Raw genomic sequence first — 19,494 nt, forward strand, 5'->3', positions numbered from 1 at the left:
TCTTTCAGATGAATTCTTCTGTATCCGTTTTACTTGCGGCAGAGCGGTGGGGGAAGTAGACCATCAGCTTGACGATACAGTGGTTGATCGCGCCGCAGGCCAGCAGAACGATGCAGGCAAGGATATGGGTGGCCTGCGGGCTGGGGAAACCGCGGATGATCAGAAGTACGCTGAGGACCCCAGCGGCGATGGAAAGACCCAACACCAATTTCCATTCTTTTATGCCAAAATCCCGTGCTTCCTTGGCCATTTGAATGTGGAACAAACTATCCAGCAGTGCGATCCAGCCAAGCCCCGGTGTGAGATACTGTGCGACAGAGACGTTCTTCACCAGCAACAGCACCCCGACCACCATAAGGAGAAGTCCCCATGCCAAGTCATAACGAAACGCCAGGCAGTATAGATCCTCAGAGAAAAATCCCACCAGCTTGATAATGCCGTAGAGGATCAGAATAACTCCGCTGAAACAGCTCAAAGCTAATGGTGGAAGGTCAGGGAAAATGAGATAGATCACAGCGGCAACATAAAAAACAAAGGAAATAAGGATGTATCCGCTGCGAGCAAATTGTAGTTTTTTCATATTTCACTTCCAATCTGTCAATAAGGGTCTATTGAGCAAATATATTTTTGTTCTTGGCTGTTTGGAAAGGTTCCCCTGCCGATGGTCAAATCATACTCTATGCGGATTTTGTCAACAACGGGCAAATGAGGTCGAATGCACAAAGTTTTGGCATTCGGCCTCATTTGCCTATTAACAGATATAAAAAATCCTGCCAGAATAGAAAACACAAAAGCTTATTTTTTCTTATTTCTAAAGGGGATGCCACAATGGAAAATCGCAGAAAGCCAGTAATTTCCAGCGTGATCACCCTTGCTGCCCTTACGCTGGTTTTGATGCTTTTGTTTCACGGTCAGGGCAGGGAGATTCTTCAGTGCCTTCATACTGTTCCAACTCTCGGCCTTCTGAGACTGCTGCTCCTGGGGCTCTCCTGCCCACTTTTGGAGGCCATTGCACTATGGGTTGCCCTGCGACCTCAAATGCCAAATGTGACCCTTTGGCAGACGCTCACCGCATCCTTTCTTGGGATTTTCGGAAATGTGGCCACCATGGGAGCGGGCTCTATCCCCCTGCAAAGTTGGTATTTCTCCCTCTATGGCCTCTTGCCAGGTGCCGGCGTTGGAATGATGACGCTGTGCTACGCACTACAGAAACTTACCATATTGATTTACGCCACAGTCATGCTGATATTTCAGGGCGGATGGCTACACGCCTCTAACCTAAACCTTTCCCGTTATATTCTGCTTGGATATATCGTCTGCGGCTTGATCATCCTGGCGCTGATTCTCCTTTGTACTTGGGAAAAAGTACAAAAGCTGGCGCTATGGTGTATTGGCAAACTACCCGATACGGGAAAATGGGCCAAGCGGAAATCCGAATGGAGTAAAAATATAGAGGTACTCCGTACCCAATCCAAAGTCCTGCTGACCGACCGAGGCCGCTGCGGCGCCGTAATGCTGCTATATGCGGGAAAGTATTGTCTGCTTTATACGGTTTCCTATTATGGTGTTTCCCTGCTGGGGCTTGAACAGCTTTCATTTGGGCAGGTACAGCTTCTCTCTGCAGTTATGGTTCTGATTGCCGGCGCGATCCCCAATGTGGGAGGCGTTGGACCAGCAGAGTTTGCCTTTACATTGCTCTATTCTCCCTATCTGGGAAGGGCCAGCGCTGCCTCCGCCATGATCCTGTACCGAATGGCAAGCTACTTTTTCCCCTTTCTGGTCAGCATTCTTTTTTTCGTTTCCTTCCACTGCTTGGTTCAGCAAAAGAAAAAGCAACAGGCTGAAAATAGGAGGCGCAAATGATGGGAAAAGGTCAGACTTTTTTAAAAAAAGTGCATCATCTGGACGCATCTCTTCCATCTTCCAGTGAAGCCATTGCGGCAGAATACTTGTGCCCAGACGGAAAGGCTCAGATTGACGTTTCCTTGTATGAAGGCATGGAACTGCTTGATCCGCTTTCCGTTGGCCGGCAGCGGGATCTCAGGGCAGATATCTATGACTATATTGACCGCAAACTCTATGCAATTCCCACGCTCTATGACATCCGAATTTGTTTTCACGGGAAACTGCCCGAAGATGTTTCAGAAACGGAAATCGCAGCCATGCTCACAGAACACTATGCCTTTATTTTCCGGGACAAAGAAGCAGATTTGCGGATCAACTCTCTGAAGATGCTTGGATTAGCTCTCTGTGGAATTGCCTTCCTGACCTTGTATTTTGCGCTGGAGCTATCCAATCTGAAACCCATATTCATGGAATTTTTAAGCATTATGGGAACATTTGCTCTTTGGGAGGCTGTAGATTGCTGGCTCCTGGAGCGTAAGGCCCTCAAAGCAGAGCGCCTATATGCGGGGCAAGCCGTACTAAGCGAGATTTCCTTTACACATGAGTGAAATATATAAGAAAAGAGGAAGAAAAATGAGTGCAAAATGGATGTATGTTCGTAAATGGTTGATCGGTGTAAGCTGCTGCTCGTTGGTTCTCGGCACTGTTATGATGATCTGGCCTCAAGTTTCTGCTACAGCCTTGTGCTGGATATTGGGTCTGCTCATCGTGGGAGTGGGGATTCATGAAATCACAAGGTACTTCCAGCTCGGTTTTGCGGGGCTTTTTTTCCGCCTCGACCTCGTTTTGGGCATTTGCGATATTTTGATTGGAGTTGTTCTCCTGCCACCGTTTATCGGCTCTTCGTTCCTCCCGTTTGCAGCAGGATTGTATGTTCTTGCGGGTAGTATATTCAACATTCAACTTGCCCTAAATATCTCCAAATACAAGATGGGAGCCTGGGGAACTTCTTTGGCTCTTGGAATAGTAGGGCTTGTGCTATCCATTTTTCTCTTTGCAGATCCCTTCCACGGAACTGCGGCGCTGATGACCTTTATGGGAGTGTCCCTTATGGTCAACGGCATACAGGGACTTTATGATGTGTCCCGCCTTACAAAAGCCATAAAAATAAGTGAAGGACCAAAGGCTGAGAGCCAGTCTGAAGTAATTGGCGTAGAATGGAGACGCGTGGAGTAACATGAGGAAAAAGAACCCGATTAACATCCCATACCCCAATATTGCCCGTTATAATCCTTCCGTGGAGCATGGCCTCACCTCACGGCAGGTTCAGGGGAATACCGAAGCTGGACTTATCAATGTAACCAGCGATAAAGCATCCAAAACCGCTGGGCAAATCGTTTGCTCCAATCTGTTTACTTACTTTAACCTTATTTTCTTTCTTCTGGCAGGGGTCTTGGTCTATGAGGGTTCATACAACAATCTGACTTTCCTTGGCGTCGTATTTGCCAACACGATTGTAGGCATTGTGCAGGAACTGAAAGCCAAACGAGTATTGGACAAGCTCCAACTGGTAGCAGCCCCGGAGAGTATTGTCATTCGAGACGGAAAGGAAATCCGGCTTCCAAGCGAGGAACTGGTGTTGGACGACATTGTACTTTTGACAGCGGGCAATCAGGTCTGTGCCGACTGCGTGGTCTGCGATGGAGAACTTACGGTCAATGAGTCGCTGGTCACTGGCGAAGCGGATGAGATCAAGAAAGCGGTCGGAGATACCCTTTTATCAGGTAGCTTTGTTGTGTCAGGGAAAGCCTATGTTCGGCTGGACAAGGTGGGAGATGACTCCTTTGCAGCTCAACTCTCTGTAGGGGCCAAGCAGATTAAAAAAAGGCAGCAGCCGGGAATGATGCGCTCTCTCACCTGTCTTATACAGATCATCGGAGTCATCATTATTCCTTTTGCCGCTATGATGTTTTGGAACCAGTATCATGTAATTGGCCTCACCGAGCGGGTCAGCGTGGAAAATACTGCCGCCGCCATTATCGGTATGATCCCGGAAGGGCTGTATCTGCTCACCAGCGTGGCCCTCATGGCCAGTACCATCCGTCTTGCCAAACAGAACACTCTGGTCCATGACATGAAGTGTATTGAAACCTTGGCGCGGGTGGATGTGATATGCGTAGACAAAACCGGTACCATTACGCAGCCTCAGATGGAAGTAAGAAAAATCATCCCGCTACCAAATGCGCCATGTATCGACCCAAAGGATCTCCTCGGCCTTTTTGTACGTTCCATGCCCGGGGACAATGAGACAATGAAAGCACTAAAGGTGTACTTTGGCGATGGGAACAAGGAGCAGGCAGCTCGTATCCTCGGTTTTTCCTCGACGCTAAAGTTTAGCGCTTTGGATTTTGGCGATGGAGACACCTATGTGCTGGGAGCGCCAGAAATCATTTTGAAGGAGAACTACTCCGGTATAAAAGAGATGGCTGATCAGCAGGCGGCCCAAGGTCAGAGAGTGCTGGTGTTTGCCACATATCAATATATCGCTGGAAGTGAAAACGATATTTTTGAACAAGGCCGTCTGGATGGCAAGATAGCCCCTATTGCTTTGATAACCCTCTCCAATCCTATTCGTCCCAACGCAAAAGCTACCTTTGATTACTTTACACAGCAGGGTGTAGAGATCAAGGTCATCTCAGGAGATAACCCGTTGACAGCATCGGTGGCGGCGGTAGAGGCGGGAATACCAAATGCCGAACGCTATCTGGATTGCTCCAAAATCAGTGACAAAAAGGCATTAGCAAAAGCCGCTGCCGACTATACCGTGTTTGGTCGAGTAACCCCAGAGCAAAAGCGGCTCCTTATTCAAGCCATTAAAAAAGCCGGTCATACTGTGGCCATGACCGGAGATGGGGTCAATGATGTCCTTGCCCTGAAAGACGCCGATTGCAGCATTGCCATGGCGTCAGGGAGCGATGCGGCAGCCAATGTGTCTGATTTGGTGCTTCTGAGTTCTGACTTTGCCTCAATGCCCCATGTAGTTGCAGAGGGCCGGAGGGTTATCAATAACATAGAGCGGTCTGCCTCGCTCTTTCTGGTTAAAAACATCTTCTCTTTTGCTCTGTCTCTCATTAGCTTGATCTCTGTTTCCCTATATCCACTGAAACCGGCACAGATCTCTTTGGCCTCTGTGATGATGATCGGGATCCCCTCGTTCTTCCTGGCGCTGGAGCCCAACACGGATCTGGTTCACGGTAAATTCCTGCGCAACGTCCTCTTTCGCGCCCTGCCCGCCGCCCTCACCTCGGTGATCCTGGTGGAGTGGTCCCTGCTCTTTGCCGATGCGTTCCAAATCCCCACCGAACTCGCTTCCACGGTGGCCTTTTTCCTCTATGCGATTGCGGCCTACCTCATGCTGTTTCGGGTCTGTAAGCCCATGACCGCCTGGCACGGGATCCTGTTCGGCGCCATGGGAGCGCTGTTTTTAGCGGCGGTCTTCCTTATCCCGGAGTGGTTCCACATTGTCCCTCTGAACTATGGTTGCGCCCTTATATTGTCCGCACTGCTATTGCTGTCCTTTCCCATTGACCACACTTTACAACGGGCTTTTTTATGGTTGGAGTCCTGCATGCCGGGTGGAAAGCGAGTAATCAATGGGAGCGATAGGAAGGAGAATCCTCATGCACAAAACGACTAAGCAGGCGATGGAGGAATCACTGAAACGATTGCTGCTCCAAAAGCCGTTGAATAAAATCACCATCAGCGACATTACCGAAGAATGTGAGGTCAACCGTATGACCTTTTACTATCACTTCAAGGATATCTATGATTTGGTGGAATGGTCCTGTGAGGAGGATGCCAGACGGGCATTGAACGGAAAAAAGACCTATGAGACCTGGCAGGAAGGGTTTTACCAGATTTTCCAGGCGGTGGCAGAGAACAAGCCCTTTATTATGAATGTGTATCACTCGGTGAGCCGGGAGCAGGTAGAGAACTATCTATACAAGGTCACGTATGATCTGGTCATCGGCGTAGTGGAAGAAAAATCGGCGGTTATGGCGGTGCGGCAGGATGATAAAGAATTCATTGCTCACGTCTGGAAGTACGCCTTTGTAGGTTTGATGCTGGATTGGATCCGGAACGACATGAAAAGTGACCCCAAAGAGCTTGTGGCCCGGTTTTCTACTGTGATCCACGGCAGTATCACCAGCGCTTTGGAGCAGGTGCGGACAGATAAAAACCATCACCCATGACCTTTTGATAAAAAAGCAGACATTTTTCCTCATATGACGGATTTTTTATCAAAGCGTTCAGGTTGCTGATTGAGCGGGGGATAAAACTGCGTTACCATTGGTTATGTCAAGAGGCCCTAAAACAATAATAGGAGGTATAATTTATGTATTATTCCAGCGGTAACTATGAAGCTTTTGCCCGTCCCCTGAAGCCGGAGGGTGTGGATCACAAGTCGGCCTACTTCATCGGCACCGGCCTGGCGGCCCTGTCCGCCGGCTGCTTCCTGGTGCGGGACGCCCAGATGCCCGGCAAGAACATCCACTTCTTTGACCGTGACCCGGTGGCCGGCGGTGCCTGTGATGGGTGGAAGTACCCCGAGATCGGCTATGTCATGCGGGGTGGCCGGGAGATGGACAACCACTTCGAGGTCATGTGGGATCTGTTCCGCTCTATCCCCTCCATTGAGACCGAGGGGGTCAGCGTTCTGGACGAGTATTACTGGCTGAACAAAAAGGATCCCAACTACTCCCTGTGCCGGGTCACCGAGAACCGGGGCCAGGACGCCCACACGGACGGGAAGTTTGGCATCTCTGACAAGGGGGCCATGGAACTGATGCGGCTGTTCTTTACCCCCAATGAGGAGCTGGAGGACAAACGGATCACCGACATCTTTGATGACGAGGTGTTCAACTCCAACTTCTGGACCTACTGGCGCACCATGTTTGCCTTCTACAACTGCAACAGCGCCCTGGAGATGAAGCTCTACATGCAGCGCTTCATCCACCATATCGACGGGCTCCCCGACCTGCGGGCCCTCCGTTTCACCAAGTACAACCAGTATGAGTCCATGATCCTGCCCATGGTGAAATACCTGGAGGACCACGGCGCCCAGTTCCACTTCAACACCCAGGTGATGGATGTGCGCTTCGATATTCGGGACGGCCGGAAGGTGGCCAAGCGGGTGGAGCTACTCCATGACGGTAATCAGGAATTCCTGGATCTGACCGAGGATGACTACCTCTTTATCACCAACGGCAGCAACGTGGAGAATTCCACCATCGGCGGTCAGGATAAGCCCTGCGAGTACATTCCTACCCCCCAGCCCGGCGGCTCCTTCGACCTGTGGCGGAAGATCGCGGAGCAGGACCCCGCCTTCGGCCATCCCGACAAGTTCTGTGGCGACCCCGAGGAGTGCAAGTGGATGGGCGTGACCGTCAACACTCTGGACGAGAAGATTCTGCCCTACATCAAAAATATCTGCAAGCGGGATCCCCTGTCCGGCAATGTGGTCACCGGCGGCATTGTAACAGCTCAGGACTCTGGGTGGCTTTTGAGCTGGACTATCAACCGACAGCCCCAGTTCCACTCCCAGCCCAAGGATCAGTGCCTGGTGTGGCTCTACGGTCTGTTCCCCAACGCGGAGGGCGACTTTGTGAAGAAGCCCATGAAGGACTGCACCGGCAAGGAGATCTGCATGGAGTGGCTCTACCACATCGGGGTGCCCGAGGATCAGATCGAGGAGTTGGCCACCCACAGCGCCAACACGGTGCCCACCATGATGCCCTTCGCCAGCGCCTACTTCATGCCCCGCGCCAAGGGCGACCGGCCCCAGGTGGTGCCTAAAGGAGCGGTGAACTTTGCCTTCCTGGGCCAGTTTGCCGAAGTGGAGCGGGATACCGTGTTTACCACTGAGTATTCCATGCGTACCGCTATGGTGGCTGTCTACACCCTCTTCAATGTGGATCGGGGCGTGCCCGAGGTCTGGAGCAGTCTCTATGACATCCGGGATCTGCTGAAAGCCTCCATCAGCCTCCGGGACGGCAGACCTCTCACCGAGATGGACCTGGGTTTCAAGGAGCGGATGGCGGTGAAAAAGGTGCTGGAGAAGATCGAAGGCACCGATGTGGAAAAGCTGCTGAAGGAGTATCATGTAATCTAAACGCCTTCAAAAAATGAGAATGGCGCCGGAAACCGATTGGGATCCGACGCCATTTTCAGAAAAGGGATGACAAGAATCATTTAAAAGGAGTATAGCAATGGATATGGACAGGGGAAAAATGCGGGTTTCCTCTTATGTGCTGTTATCCGCTTCTGCTGTAGCGGGGGCAACCGCCTATGCAGTCACAAGGCTCCTTGCAAAAACGGCTCTTGACCGGGAAGCGCCTAAAGTTGCCCCCGTGATTTCAGGAGCAATGAGTCAGCTAATTGCTGGCTCCCTTGCAGATGAGGAGGTTCTAACCCTACAGAAAGAGGCAGCCCAAAGATTACGGGAGAAAAATCTGGAAACCGTTGAAACCCGAGCCCATGATGGAATTGAGCTTGTAGGTCATTGGTACCCATGTGAAAACCCCAAACGGGTTGTGATCGCCATGCACGGCTGGCGTTCTTCCTGGGATATGGGTTGTGGGCTGATTGCGGATTTTCTGCATGACAATCACTGCTGTGTTCTTTTTGCGGAGCAACGGGGGCAGAACAGCAGCGGAGGCGACTACATGGGGCTGGGTGTCACAGAACGATTTGACTGCCTGCAATGGATTCGCTGGGCAACAGATGAGCGGGCACTTGACCTCCCAATCTATTTAAGTGGAGTATCCATGGGTGCGACTACTGTTTTAATGGCGGCGGGGTTGGATCTTCCACGGAACGTTCATGGAATTGTGGCTGACTGTGCCTATACCTCTCCTGATGAGATTGGGAAACACATTTCCAACGAAAATCTCCATCTGCCCTATCACCTTCGTCGAAAAATCATGGCTGGTATCTATGAGCAAAAGAACCAGGTCAAGGGTTTTGACTACTCAACTCTTGACGCACTAAAGACAAACTCTGTTCCAATTTTGTTTATCCATGGGGCGCAGGATCAATTTGTCCCTGTGGACATGACCTATCAAAATTATATTGCTTGTGCAGCCCCCAAGCGGTTGTTAATCGTTCCAGGGGCGGGACATGGAGTGAGTTACTTGGTAGAGAAGGAACGATATGAAAATGCAATCAAAGATTTCTGGGCCGATTTTGACTGAGCAGCTTTATCGTTGAAATGGGCGTGAACAGCAAATAGGTCGGTGGGATATCCTAAATAGCTCCAAGGGATAAAGGAAAAAGTTAGAATTCATATAGTATCGTCCTCGATTTCGATGGTAGCTCCGCCATAGATGGCGTCCGCCAGCCCCTGCACACGCTCGGGGTACCCGCCGAATCGCAGGGCGATGAGGGTCGGCGCGGGCTTGGTATCCCACACCACGGTATCCGCATAGCAGAGCAGGCGGATGTCGCTTTTGGGGTCGAAGTAAGTGACCTTCATCAGTTTGCTTGCATTCATTCATGTGGTAGCTCCTTTCTTTTTTGCACAAAAAAAGCCGCAGCCACCCCGGGCCGGGGTAACTGCGGTTTTTGTGCGTGGTAGATTCGGTATTTAGGTTTGGGCAAGTCTCCGTAGGGCGCACTGGCCCCTCCGGGTGAAAATCTGACCTACAAAATCTGACCTAAATACACTTAGAGCATACCATTCCCATTCTCTTTTGAGTAGTTGCGATTTTTGCTATATATGATAAAATTAAATAGTTTGAACTAATTTTTAGAAATGGGTTATCAATACTACAGTTTTCCTCAGTTCATCGTGAGCTTCACCAACAGAGCTATGCGCACTTGCCGTATAGTAATTCCTATTTGAACACTGGACTTTTTTCGTTGGGACAGCTATCATTTAAGTGTTACTGCTAGGGGGGTGAAGCCCAATGCTTATTTATTTTCAAGTAATCGAAACAGACGATGACAAATCAAAGTTTGAGGCCATATATAAAGCTTACTATGGGCTTATGTACCATGTTGCTTATGACAAACTGCACCATCCTCAGGATGCTGAAGATGTCGTACATTATGTTTTTGTGAAAATAGCGGAAAATATAAAAATAATTGAGCCAGTCAGTCCAAAAACGAGGCAGCTTGTCGTAACTATGGTATATAACCGAGTAATTGACCTATATCGAGTACGAAGCAAACATGCGGTTGTTCCCTTCAATGAGGAATTGCAGAATCATGTAACTTTAGAAGCGGAAGGTGAAGATATTCTGACCAAATGTATCCTGAAACTGCCAGACCAGCAGCGCATGGTGATCTGGCTCAAATATATACATGGGTATAACCTTCATGAGATTTCAAAGTTACTTGGCATTTCCCTGAGATGGGCACAGAAGATTGATCAACGCGCTAAAAAGAAACTTGAAGAACTTTATCGGAAGGAGGGTGGATTTTTTGATGAACGATGACAAGATCCGGAATGCTGCGCTAAGGTCTCGTACTATTTTTGTAGAAGAATTAGATAGTAATTTTAATCCCGAATGTCAACAAAAGCCTTCTCCTGATTTTGATAGAAAAATGAAGAAATTGCAGCGCAGGGCAGATCATCCTTTGTTATATCGCTCACTTTATAAGATCGCCTCCATCGTCCTTGTACTCTTAATATCTGGAGGCACATGGATTACTGTGGATGCCGAAGCGAGAGCAGCTTTCTTGGGATGGGTCAAAGAAATCTATGAAACATATTTTGTTTATCGTATCGAAGACAGTGACAGCAGCATTCCTGCAAACAGTGATTACCGGCCGACATGGCTTCCGGATGGCTATACCGAATCTATCATAGATTCAACCGGATCAACGGTAATGATCATATATACAAATGCCGATAATCAGATGTTGACCTTCCGGTACACTTATTCACTGGATGAAGTCGATTGGTTTGTTGATGTCGAGCAGGCACAAATAAAATCGACAATAGTAAATGGTTATTCAGCAGATATTCTTGTCGCAGAGGATGTTGACTGTGCCAATGTAATCATGTGGACGATTGATGACAAATGCGCATTTTATATCTCGGCATTTTTAAGTGAGTCAGAGCTGGTTCAGATGGCGGAAAGCGTCCAACAAATTAAATAGTCTTTAGTTGTCCAAAATCGCCTCCTTTCATCGTATTAACTTTATAAGTTCAAGGAAGGAAGGAGGTGATTATTTTGAAGAGGCGTATTATGCCATTTCTGGTTATCATTGCGCTGCTCCTTGCTACCCCGGCTTATGCCGTAAGCACAAGGCTCATATCGGTAGTACCCGACATCCAGTTCAACGGTACGAATGCTACCTGTATGGTCCAAATAGTGGGCGACCGAACCACGGATAAGATTTCGGCAACAATGGAGTTATGGCAGGACGATGAAATGATCGATAGCTGGTCTGGAGCAGGATATGGTTTCCTCAAGCTTGAAGGAGATGCCACTGTACGTAGATATGAAACTTATCAGCTGACTGTAAGCTATTCGGTTAATGGGACGACAAAAACTCCAATTTCGATTGAGCGAACAAACAAATAGAGTGCAGAGCCATTTCACGTGATGGAAATTAGAAGCGTACTGTTTTCTCTTGCGCTGCTTTATTGCTCTCCTGGGTTTAGATCTCCTTGAGCATCTTGACTACCAACTTCACTTTGGAACGAAGCGCTACAGAGAACATATTACGGTAGACGCGGACAGTAAACCGCTGGAACTTGACCTCAGGGAATAATTCGCTCAGGTCTCCAGAAACTCGTTGAGGATTTCTTCTGCACTTCCTCTCACAAATTCCTTGCGCTACCCCTTGATAACAGCTGCAAAATCTTTCCCGACATGGTTTGCTATCTCCTTTCAAATGGTGACAGCGCAACGTCATTCTAGCAGAGATATGCAAACCATGTCTCTTTTTATCCACTATTCAATTTGTATAGCTTATTCTACCTATTAAAAGAAGTTTGGACAGGGACACCGGACTGACTGTCCGGTGTCCCTGTCCGTTTTATTTGGAAAAATTAAATAGTTTGAATGTGTGCTTTCCATAAAAAAGCAAGACGATAGAAAATAGAATTGGAAGGGTAAAAATCATCCACAGTATATTGGGTGGGAAATAATCGTAGTAATTTGGCGCACTAAAAGCTCCAGCAAACATCGAATACTCTTTAAGAATGTTATTAAGTGGGCCAGCCTCCAGTGCGCAATAGGCCATTAGTAATATGACTGGTATCATGGGATCTTTGAATAGAAGCATTAAAAAAAGAGTCAGTACAATATAAAAATTGATTGCAACAGCACATTGAAAAAGTGGTACAGTTATATCTATTATTGGAAATGGAGCGTTTTGGGGATAAAGTTCAAGGAAACTCATTATTGAAGAATTTACTTCACGGAATAAGATAACAACAACTATACTATGTGGAATTAGTATAGCCACAACTAATCTTATATAGCGCAATACAATGATTTGCAATGGTGAAATATGAAGCGATCTTAAATATTCGCTTGTGGACGCACGGAAACACTCACCAAACATTTTTCCCGTAATCATTACAACAAAAATACAGGTAATAAATTGAAGATAAAAATATACACTATTATAGACAATGGGACTTCCATTTTTCCAAGCAACTGTAGAAAAGGTAATATTCCTCAACATCAACGTAACTGCTAAAAACCCTAGGAAACCCAAATAGTATTTCCATGTGGTTAGGAGGTCAATTCTTCTGCTCCACATTATCTAAATCTCCTTGGTAATATAGCCAAACATCTTCGAGTGTAGGTTGAATTGGTATAGCACTAGTTGGCATTGCCTCCGAGTTGCCTACCACCGTATAAATAATGTCTTCTCCAACTTTTTCTGTGGATAATATTTTACAATCTCCAAAATGATTGATTGATGAGCTTTGAGCAGTGATCTTGAATAAGCGATTATTTAACGAATTGCGAAAATCATTAAAACGCCCATTAAATGTAATTTTACCTCCAGACAACATTAATACATTATCTGCTAGAATTTCAATATCATCTAAAATATGAGTTGAGATAATGACGCTTTTATGTTCAAAGCAAGATTTAGTGGTTTTATAAAATGCAATTCGCTCTTTAGGGTCAATTCCTACTGTTGGTTCATCCAGAATTACAAATTTAGGATTTCCAATAAGAGCAGTTGCAATGGCTACTCTGCGCTTCATTCCGCCAGAACACTTTTTGAATATTTTATTAAGTATACTTTCAAGATTAAGCAAACCAGTAATATTATCAATTTCCCTTTTAGCATCAATAGTTTTTTCCCCTTTAAGAGAAGCGACAAAATATAAGATATCTTTTACCTTTAGATTTGGGTAAATGTCAAAGTCTTGAGGTAAGTAAGAGATCACGCTATTATATTCACATGTGTCGTTTTTTATGCCGTCAATGGTAATAGAACCAGAGGTAGGTAGGATAGAAGCTAATGCTTTGAGTAATGTAGACTTTCCGCTCCCATTTTCACCGATTAAAAACGTTATACCATCCTCCAATTCAAAACTTAGATCATTTAATATTGGGCAGTTTTTTTTATACGAATATGTTATATGTTCGACTTTTATCATAGCTATGACCAATCCTTTCCACAGTGGCCAGAGAAGCCAAAGGTCAGTACATGTTTACTTTTGCTAACTTGTAAATCCGTAGTTCAGCATCATGTAGTTGTCAAAAACAACTGGATATCCAACAACACCATAAAGATAATAAATCATAAAAACCTTTTGTGGCCTAAAAGGTATGTCTTCCTGCAACGTCCCTGTATAGGGATCTAAGTACCTTCTTGACAAACTAGCTTGATATTCATTCCAATAGTCTGTAATTTGATTATACTTTGCCTTATATATTGTTGTGCCGTTTATATCCATGGTTTCAAGGAAGCCAGAAAAAATACAAAAAGAAGAAGCAGAGCCGCTTATTTCATAATGGTTGCTATTGTCTAAATTGTCTACATCTAAATTGGAAATAACATTATTACTACTAACAACATCAAAGTTACAGTTTTTAACTGACATATCACCATCAATAATAGGTATAAAAGCAAAATTGGGTGGAAGCGCTGAAGAAATAAATGAGGTGTATATATTCACACAGTTAACATCATTTATGTATTGTACTCGGCCAGAATAAGAAAATTCAATTGTAAAAGATTGAGCCGCAGGTAGCCCAACCTGCGGAATGCTAATATAATCTCCTGATTTTGAAAAATTGACACTATTTCCATTTACAGTTATATCCTCAATTTGAAAGGCTCTATCTAACCTTATAATTAAGTCTCCTTCTCCTTTTTCGACATCAAGAACACAATAGAAATTGCTGTTTTCACTAAGTTTTATTTTCCCTTCGTAAGATCGAACTTTATATCCATTATCGATGTCTTCTAATGCATACAATTTATCTGAGTATTCATATGATTGAGGAAATAAGTTAATATACCCGCACGTAAACAACCCCAAAACTATAAAGGATGAACACAGATATACTATGGACTTTAGTTTTACTTTTTTGTTTGAAAGAATCTTGATTATGGAAACCAGAAGGAACATAAGCGTTAAAACGATTAACTGTTTAACTAAATAAAGCAGATCAATACGTGGGCCACTGTAATCAATGTCTATTGCATTTATAAAAATTTTTTGCAAGGAAAAAAGATTAGAAACTTTGAGAAGTGTTTCTCCATCTAAAAATATATCGAAAAATGTTTCATTCAAGTGACTAAACAGGATTGAAAACGGTGCCGCCAAAAGATATACAAAATTTTTTTTAATTAATAGCCCTACGACATATCCAACAGCTTGAGATATTGAAAGAATAGAGAGCCATCTAAGTAAAAAATAAATAATGGATAAGAGATTAAAATATAGTCCGGTTCCTTCTTGTAATGATGCTATAAGAATATACGAAACAGGAAGAAAGCACACCAGATAAGACACTAAAAGAGTGGCCAAAAAAGTAGCGATAACATATTTTGGCTTTTCGACGAAACAGATTTTTTCTAATGTGTGTTTTTTGTGAGAGAAATACACAGAGAGACAAAAGGATAAAATGAATAACGCTATTTCATAATAGGCTAAAGCATCAAGGAAAAATGTATAATTGATAAATGGCACACCATTCAATACAATCAAAAAAACACGAAAAAAAACAAATTAAGTGCAAAAAATAAGTATGTCAAAATTGATGAAAACACTATTTTTAAGTTAAGATGGATAAGCTTCATGTCATGTCCCCCAAAAGAGCTTGTTCCCCAATTTTACTCTTGTTTATGCAATAAGGGTGGGGTACCCCACCCTTATTGCATAAATTGTGTTTACTTGTTTTGCGATGTGGATTTAGTTATATGCGGAAACAGTTCCGTTGACACCATAGCTGTCAGCGGGCTGTACGACGGCATAGTAACTGTTAGAGGTTTGAGGAACAAAAGTATTGCTATTGCTGCCATCGCTCTTTGTCACACTATAACTGGTAATACTCTGGTCGGGCGCCCATACCTTGACCATCCAGAGAGTGGACGTAACACTGGTCCCATAAGTAAGGGTAGTTTTGAACGTGGCTTCATCCGTAGACGTAAACTTCCACAGATCCGTATCCTTCCCGCTCCAGGACGAAGAACTTCCCGTCCGGACAGAGAAGTCGGCACTGAACGAAGAAGCGAAAGCCGGAATGCACAGAACGAAAGCGAGAGCCAGCACCAAGACACACGATGCAATTCTTTTGTGCTTCAACATTGTCATTTCCTCCTTGAAAATGAATTTGCTCCGTAGGTTAATGCTATGCCAGATAAGAATCGCCTATTCTCAATCTAAGCCATCGGCCTCACCACCTCTCCTTCGCGGCGTTTCACAGGAACATGTCCCGTGAGCGCACGCAATAATTGAACAGGTCGTGTAATCCTATTTCTTTATTTAATACGATGAGAGAGGAAGATTTTGGACTAGAAAAATTTATTTTTTTCAAAATGCAAAAAAGGCACTAAGCCAAAACGAAGATTATTTCCCAAAAAACGCAAAAAAGTTGGATAGAATCACCGCATCGATGGTCCTCTCCAACTTTTTGTCGAAAAATTAATCACTACATGTATTTTGTAATAATCCTTTTATAAGTGGCTGTTTAGGAAGGGGACATTAACCACTCGACGATTATAGCCGGCGCTAACAGCGCTGTAGTATAAGGATATATAGATCGAAATCTACAGTAGGTATTTTGCCTTTCTGGCAAGATACAACGGCATATTGGTGATCAAACCGTTCTTCAAATAGGGACGTTTGGACAAGCGGATCGCGTGAGACGGCTGCTTCTCATTGGTGTACCGCTTGAAGGTCGGTGCAGATTTATCTTCCCCTCCTTTGACCTCTACCGGAATTATCTCCGTACCATATTGCAGGACAAAGTCTATCTCGCCGCTGCGGTCTGAATAATATCTGGGTTCTATCTCAAATTGCCCACAGAATTGCTGCAAGACGTAATTTTCAGTGAGCGGCCCTTTGAACTGATAATTACTCTGTAGAAGGATTGCGCTGTTATCTACGCCGGCCATGTGCTTGAGAAGTCCTGTGTCAAAGACAAAGAGTTTGAAGCTGTCCAGTTTATCAAAGGCCGCAAGTGGATGCTCCATCTTGGAGACATTGTAGACACGATTGAGCATACCGGCGGACACAAGCCACTCGATTGCTTCCTCAAAGTCCCTTGCCCGGCCACCCTCACGGACGGCCCCGTACATGAACTTTTCATTTGGCTTGGCCAGCTGAGCAACAATACTGCGAAACACCATCAGGATGCGACCGCTGTTGACTTTCCCGTTATGTTTGGAGAAGTCGTTCTCATAGACCTCGATCAATTCATGCTGGATTTGAGAGATTTTTGCAGGGTCCTTGTGGTTGACCCACGAGGTCACACATTCCGGCATTCCTCCGATAATCAAATAGAGGTTATATGCTTCCATGAGCCGATTATGAAAGATCTCTTCAATGGGCTGCTCTTTCTGAATGCTGCAATAATACTTGTATAGGCTTTCGTCCGTTGCCTCCAGAAATTCGTCAAAGGTTAATGGATGGACGTTCAATAGATTGACCATTCCGACCGGATAGGACTTAGGCTGCGCCAGCAGCGTTCCAAGCAGGCTGCCGGCCGCGATCACATGATACTCGTTGGCCTTCTCCTTAAAATATTTGAGGGTATTCAAAGCCTCTGGACACTCCTGAACTTCGTCGAAAATGATAAGGGTGTCACCAGGTAAAATTTTCTCGTCGGCTATCATGGAGAGCAGCTCGATGATCCGTTGTGGATTCTTATTTTTCTCAAAGATGGACTTCAGTTCGTCCTCTTCATCGAAGTTAAAGTAAACATAGTTCTGGTAGTAGTTACTGCCGAACTCCTTCATGAGCCAGGTCTTGCCTACCTGGCGTGCGCCTTTGAGCACCATTGGTTTGCGATCTTCGCTCTCTTTCCATTGAACCAGGTCACGCATCGCGTTACGTTTCATCCAGATCGCCCTCCTTTCTATTGACAATCACAGTGTAACACATTTTTTCAAGTAATTCAATCAAGCATGAACACGTTTTTTCAAATATATTCGAAGAGACTTTACACATTTTTTCAAGTGGCGTTGTAGTCGATTTTAGCGCTATGCTGGAAATCAAAGCGCTCCTGTGCTATACTGATTGAAAACCACGCGAGGAGGTGAAGGTGCATTGAGTTCTTTGCTACAAAAGCGGACCGCAGCGGTTGAGACAGCAGATGCTGTAATTGCCATCGAAGGCACACCGATTTCTGACTATGCCAGAGCTCTTTCTGCAAGCTGGGCCCGAGGAGAACTTACCGGAGAAGAAATGAAAGCTGCTCTGCTGACTTATCACCGCAATCTCGCAGATCAGGAGCGCCGGAGCCATGTCTGATCCGTATTTCTATATAGATGCTCCCGTTTTCAGAAATAGACTGGGAACTAAGGATAAAACAACGCTGAATCGCATTGAAGCAGAACTATCCAGAGCCAATATGATGCTCTTATACGAGAAGGGATTTGAGGACTTTTCTCCAGCCGGTCTGTGTGAGATCCACTTCGCGCTGTTTGGTAACCTCTACGATTGGGCGGGGCAATATCGTCACATCAGCCTTGAAAAACCGGAGCAGCTGCTGTGCGGGCGTAGCGTCTGGTATAGCAGAGAGAACGATATTTCGGAAGATCTGAAAGTGGCTTTTAGTAGACTGCTCTGCGTCCCCTGGGCCGAACTCAACCGGGAGCAGTTCGTCTATGAGATGGCCCGGATGTTTCCGCCCATCTGGCAGGTACACCCTTTCAGGGAGGGAAATACACAGTCTATTCTTATGATGATGATGTTCTTTGCGGAGCACTATGGATACTCTGTAGATCAGACGCTCTTGGTGAGTAACGCAGGCAGTATTCGTGATGCCCTCGTGATGGCCTCACTGGACCAATTCTCAGAGTGTGAACATCTGGAGCAACTCTTGCTTGATATTGTGCGTAGTACACTGATTGAGGGCTCAGGGAAGAGCCTGAGCCACGCTCCGGATTTGCCGGAAAAAAGAAATGGTCATCTAAAAGATAAAACAATGTTTACGCACGACAATAAAAATGAGAGATCAAAAGCACCAAACCCTGTCTGAGTTTCAGTATGCGCTCTGTGCTTCATATTGTTAATGAGATAAAAATTGTTTTGAATTGTTCGCAACTGAAAAGGCCCACAGAGTTGTTCCGAACTCTGTGGGCCTTAATATGCGTTAAATGCCTATGGTAAGACTTCCAGTATCATTTACTCCACTGAGGAAAGCACAGTAACTTGTTGCTCAAGGATTTCATAATTCCCATCTGAGTCCCAAGTCAAAAAAGTTGTAATTTCTCCCCAAACATTTGCGTCTATAATTTCTGAAACACTTTGCTTTACTGATAGACACGTCCTTCCGTTGTGTTCAACCACCTCGACAGAACTGGGGCGATGAATGAAAATTTGTGGCTGATACATCACGATTCCATTCTCGTCGTAAATGCTATCTAGCCCATCTGTTGTCATTTCAAAACTTGATTGAGGGCGGCTTATTTGTGTTGAATACCCTGTCTGAGGACATGATATTGTTACCTCATACATATTGAGATAGGTAATATCAAAATTGTAGCCAAAAACCCCGGATTCTATTTCTGGGAGGGGCAGCTCTTTTATTTTTTTATCTTGAACTGTCACCGCATAGATTGTTTTATTCCCCAACGCCCCTCCAACATCAAATGTTACAAGAATAATTGGAGAACGAGTATCAGATGTCAATGCCTGAATAGCCGCATCATAAATGTATGGCTCTTGGACTGGTATAACGGTTTCATTTCCCGAAATTACGACTCTAATGCATGGAGAATATGTATTATCCGCTTTTTCATCATTATCCGAATATAGTTGTTCGGGAGTCTGATAATACACTTCGATCAAATCTTCTGTGCCATCTTGGTCAATATCCAGAGAAGATGAAATCGTGCTCTCGGCAGTTTGCGAAATCTGCGTTGACATACAACCGGTCAGAATTAATAGACTACAGATTCCCACAATACCAGCTGCTATTTTTTTCATTCTTA

19 protein-coding genes are annotated in these 19,494 nt (G+C 45.3%); 12 read left to right on the forward strand and 7 right to left on the reverse strand.

Annotated features, from left to right (window positions below; genetic code table 11):
* Positions 1-4 precede the first annotated feature (4 nt).
* The gene (locus B5E56_RS06115; RefSeq protein WP_087389052.1) at positions 5-580 is read right to left on the reverse strand and encodes a DUF308 domain-containing protein; all 576 of its coding nucleotides are present in this window, start codon (positions 578-580) and stop codon (positions 5-7) included.
* Positions 581-828: 248 nt separating this feature from the next.
* Between B5E56_RS06115 and B5E56_RS06120 the strand changes: the two genes are divergently transcribed.
* From B5E56_RS06120 to B5E56_RS06150, 7 genes are all read left to right on the forward strand, one after another.
* A complete protein-coding gene (locus tag B5E56_RS06120; RefSeq protein ID WP_158098677.1) occupies positions 829-1,863 on the forward strand; it encodes a lysylphosphatidylglycerol synthase transmembrane domain-containing protein in 1,035 nt (344 codons plus the stop codon).
* Complete coding sequence (locus B5E56_RS06125) at positions 1,860-2,453, forward strand: hypothetical protein (RefSeq protein WP_143383140.1); 594 nt, start codon at positions 1,860-1,862, stop codon at positions 2,451-2,453. The genes B5E56_RS06120 and B5E56_RS06125 overlap by 4 nt, the downstream gene beginning before the upstream one ends.
* A gap of 25 nt (positions 2,454-2,478) precedes the next feature.
* The gene (locus B5E56_RS06130) at positions 2,479-3,081 is read left to right on the forward strand and encodes an HdeD family acid-resistance protein (protein WP_158098678.1); all 603 of its coding nucleotides are present in this window, start codon (positions 2,479-2,481) and stop codon (positions 3,079-3,081) included.
* Between the two features lies 1 nt (position 3,082).
* Positions 3,083-5,542, forward strand: a complete 2,460-nt coding sequence (locus tag B5E56_RS06135) for an HAD-IC family P-type ATPase (RefSeq protein ID WP_087389056.1) — start codon at positions 3,083-3,085, stop codon at positions 5,540-5,542.
* Entirely contained in the window at positions 5,526-6,098 is a 573-nt protein-coding gene (locus tag B5E56_RS06140) for a TetR/AcrR family transcriptional regulator (RefSeq protein ID WP_087389057.1), read from the forward strand. Before B5E56_RS06135 ends, B5E56_RS06140 begins: the two co-directional genes overlap by 17 nt.
* 143 nt (positions 6,099-6,241) lie before the next feature.
* Positions 6,242-8,017 carry an oleate hydratase gene (locus B5E56_RS06145; protein ID WP_087389058.1) on the forward strand — a complete coding sequence of 592 codons (1,776 nt, stop codon included), beginning with the start codon at positions 6,242-6,244 and terminating at the stop codon, positions 8,015-8,017.
* Positions 8,018-8,114: 97 nt separating this feature from the next.
* Positions 8,115-9,098: an alpha/beta hydrolase gene (locus B5E56_RS06150; protein WP_087389059.1), complete on the forward strand. Its 984-nt coding sequence runs from the start codon at positions 8,115-8,117 to the stop codon at positions 9,096-9,098.
* Between the two features lie 89 nt (positions 9,099-9,187).
* Here the strand turns inward: B5E56_RS06150 and B5E56_RS06155 are convergent, their stop codons facing one another.
* Complete coding sequence (locus B5E56_RS06155) at positions 9,188-9,397, reverse strand: hypothetical protein (protein ID WP_206404959.1); 210 nt, start codon at positions 9,395-9,397, stop codon at positions 9,188-9,190.
* A gap of 415 nt (positions 9,398-9,812) precedes the next feature.
* Here B5E56_RS06155 and B5E56_RS06160 point away from each other — a divergent pair, with 415 nt between their 5' ends.
* The 3 genes from B5E56_RS06160 to B5E56_RS06170 all read left to right on the forward strand — a co-directional run bounded on the left by B5E56_RS06160 (position 9,813) and on the right by B5E56_RS06170 (position 11,438).
* Positions 9,813-10,343: an RNA polymerase sigma factor gene (locus B5E56_RS06160; protein WP_087389060.1), complete on the forward strand. Its 531-nt coding sequence runs from the start codon at positions 9,813-9,815 to the stop codon at positions 10,341-10,343.
* Positions 10,333-11,010 (forward strand): DUF4367 domain-containing protein, encoded by a 678-nt coding sequence (locus B5E56_RS06165; RefSeq protein WP_087389061.1) that lies wholly within the window; start codon positions 10,333-10,335, stop codon positions 11,008-11,010. Before B5E56_RS06160 ends, B5E56_RS06165 begins: the two co-directional genes overlap by 11 nt.
* Positions 11,011-11,084: 74 nt before the next feature.
* On the forward strand, positions 11,085-11,438 hold the full coding sequence (locus tag B5E56_RS06170; RefSeq protein WP_087389062.1) for a hypothetical protein: 354 nt from the start codon (positions 11,085-11,087) through the stop codon (positions 11,436-11,438).
* Positions 11,439-11,895: 457 nt separating this feature from the next.
* Here the strand turns inward: B5E56_RS06170 and B5E56_RS06180 are convergent, their stop codons facing one another.
* The 4 genes from B5E56_RS06180 to B5E56_RS06195 all read right to left on the reverse strand — a co-directional run bounded on the left by B5E56_RS06180 (position 11,896) and on the right by B5E56_RS06195 (position 17,397).
* Entirely contained in the window at positions 11,896-12,627 is a 732-nt protein-coding gene (locus tag B5E56_RS06180) for a hypothetical protein (protein ID WP_087389064.1), read from the reverse strand.
* Complete coding sequence (locus B5E56_RS06185) at positions 12,608-13,483, reverse strand: ATP-binding cassette domain-containing protein (protein ID WP_087389065.1); 876 nt, start codon at positions 13,481-13,483, stop codon at positions 12,608-12,610. The genes B5E56_RS06180 and B5E56_RS06185 overlap by 20 nt, the downstream gene beginning before the upstream one ends.
* Positions 13,484-13,546: 63 nt before the next feature.
* Positions 13,547-15,025 (reverse strand): hypothetical protein, encoded by a 1,479-nt coding sequence (locus B5E56_RS14415; protein ID WP_158098680.1) that lies wholly within the window; start codon positions 15,023-15,025, stop codon positions 13,547-13,549.
* 1,079 nt (positions 15,026-16,104) lie between these two features.
* Entirely contained in the window at positions 16,105-17,397 is a 1,293-nt protein-coding gene (locus B5E56_RS06195; protein ID WP_087389067.1) for an ATP-binding protein, read from the reverse strand.
* A 208-nt stretch (positions 17,398-17,605) separates the two neighbouring features.
* Here B5E56_RS06195 and B5E56_RS06200 point away from each other — a divergent pair, with 208 nt between their 5' ends.
* Together B5E56_RS06200 and B5E56_RS06205 are read left to right on the forward strand one after the other, a co-directional pair.
* Positions 17,606-17,809, forward strand: coding sequence for an antitoxin VbhA family protein (locus B5E56_RS06200; protein WP_087389068.1), 204 nt, complete (start codon positions 17,606-17,608; stop codon positions 17,807-17,809).
* Positions 17,802-18,539, forward strand: a complete 738-nt coding sequence (locus B5E56_RS06205) for a Fic/DOC family protein (protein WP_087389069.1) — start codon at positions 17,802-17,804, stop codon at positions 18,537-18,539. The genes B5E56_RS06200 and B5E56_RS06205 overlap by 8 nt, the downstream gene beginning before the upstream one ends.
* Before the next feature lie 146 nt (positions 18,540-18,685).
* On the opposite strand, the gene B5E56_RS14420 is transcribed toward B5E56_RS06205, so the two are convergent.
* Positions 18,686-19,489 (reverse strand): hypothetical protein, encoded by an 804-nt coding sequence (locus B5E56_RS14420; RefSeq protein WP_143383142.1) that lies wholly within the window; start codon positions 19,487-19,489, stop codon positions 18,686-18,688.
* Positions 19,490-19,494: the final 5 nt, after the last annotated feature.

The sequence above is a fragment of the Flavonifractor sp. An112 genome, from assembly GCF_002161085.1.
GTDB classification, from domain to species: domain Bacteria; phylum Bacillota; class Clostridia; order Oscillospirales; family Oscillospiraceae; genus Flavonifractor; species Flavonifractor avicola.

Coding starts and splice junctions, on each gene's coding strand:
- B5E56_RS06140 (WP_087389057.1), top strand. CDS start 5,526: ATGCACAAAACGACTAAGCAGGCGATGGAGGAATCACTGAAACGATTG.
- B5E56_RS06130 (WP_158098678.1), top strand. CDS start 2,479: ATGAGTGCAAAATGGATGTATGTTCGTAAATGGTTGATCGGTGTAAGC.
- B5E56_RS06165 (WP_087389061.1), top strand. CDS start 10,333: ATGAACGATGACAAGATCCGGAATGCTGCGCTAAGGTCTCGTACTATT.
- B5E56_RS06180 (WP_087389064.1), bottom strand. CDS start 12,627: ATGTGGAGCAGAAGAATTGACCTCCTAACCACATGGAAATACTATTTG.
- B5E56_RS06145 (WP_087389058.1), top strand. CDS start 6,242: ATGTATTATTCCAGCGGTAACTATGAAGCTTTTGCCCGTCCCCTGAAG.
- B5E56_RS06150 (WP_087389059.1), top strand. CDS start 8,115: ATGGATATGGACAGGGGAAAAATGCGGGTTTCCTCTTATGTGCTGTTA.
- B5E56_RS06185 (WP_087389065.1), bottom strand. CDS start 13,483: ATGATAAAAGTCGAACATATAACATATTCGTATAAAAAAAACTGCCCA.
- B5E56_RS06125 (WP_143383140.1), top strand. CDS start 1,860: ATGATGGGAAAAGGTCAGACTTTTTTAAAAAAAGTGCATCATCTGGAC.
- B5E56_RS06205 (WP_087389069.1), top strand. CDS start 17,802: ATGTCTGATCCGTATTTCTATATAGATGCTCCCGTTTTCAGAAATAGA.
- B5E56_RS06115 (WP_087389052.1), bottom strand. CDS start 580: ATGAAAAAACTACAATTTGCTCGCAGCGGATACATCCTTATTTCCTTT.
- B5E56_RS06135 (WP_087389056.1), top strand. CDS start 3,083: ATGAGGAAAAAGAACCCGATTAACATCCCATACCCCAATATTGCCCGT.
- B5E56_RS06160 (WP_087389060.1), top strand. CDS start 9,813: ATGCTTATTTATTTTCAAGTAATCGAAACAGACGATGACAAATCAAAG.
- B5E56_RS06195 (WP_087389067.1), bottom strand. CDS start 17,397: ATGAAACGTAACGCGATGCGTGACCTGGTTCAATGGAAAGAGAGCGAA.
- B5E56_RS06155 (WP_206404959.1), bottom strand. CDS start 9,397: ATGAATGCAAGCAAACTGATGAAGGTCACTTACTTCGACCCCAAAAGC.
- B5E56_RS14420 (WP_143383142.1), bottom strand. CDS start 19,489: ATGAAAAAAATAGCAGCTGGTATTGTGGGAATCTGTAGTCTATTAATT.
- B5E56_RS06120 (WP_158098677.1), top strand. CDS start 829: ATGGAAAATCGCAGAAAGCCAGTAATTTCCAGCGTGATCACCCTTGCT.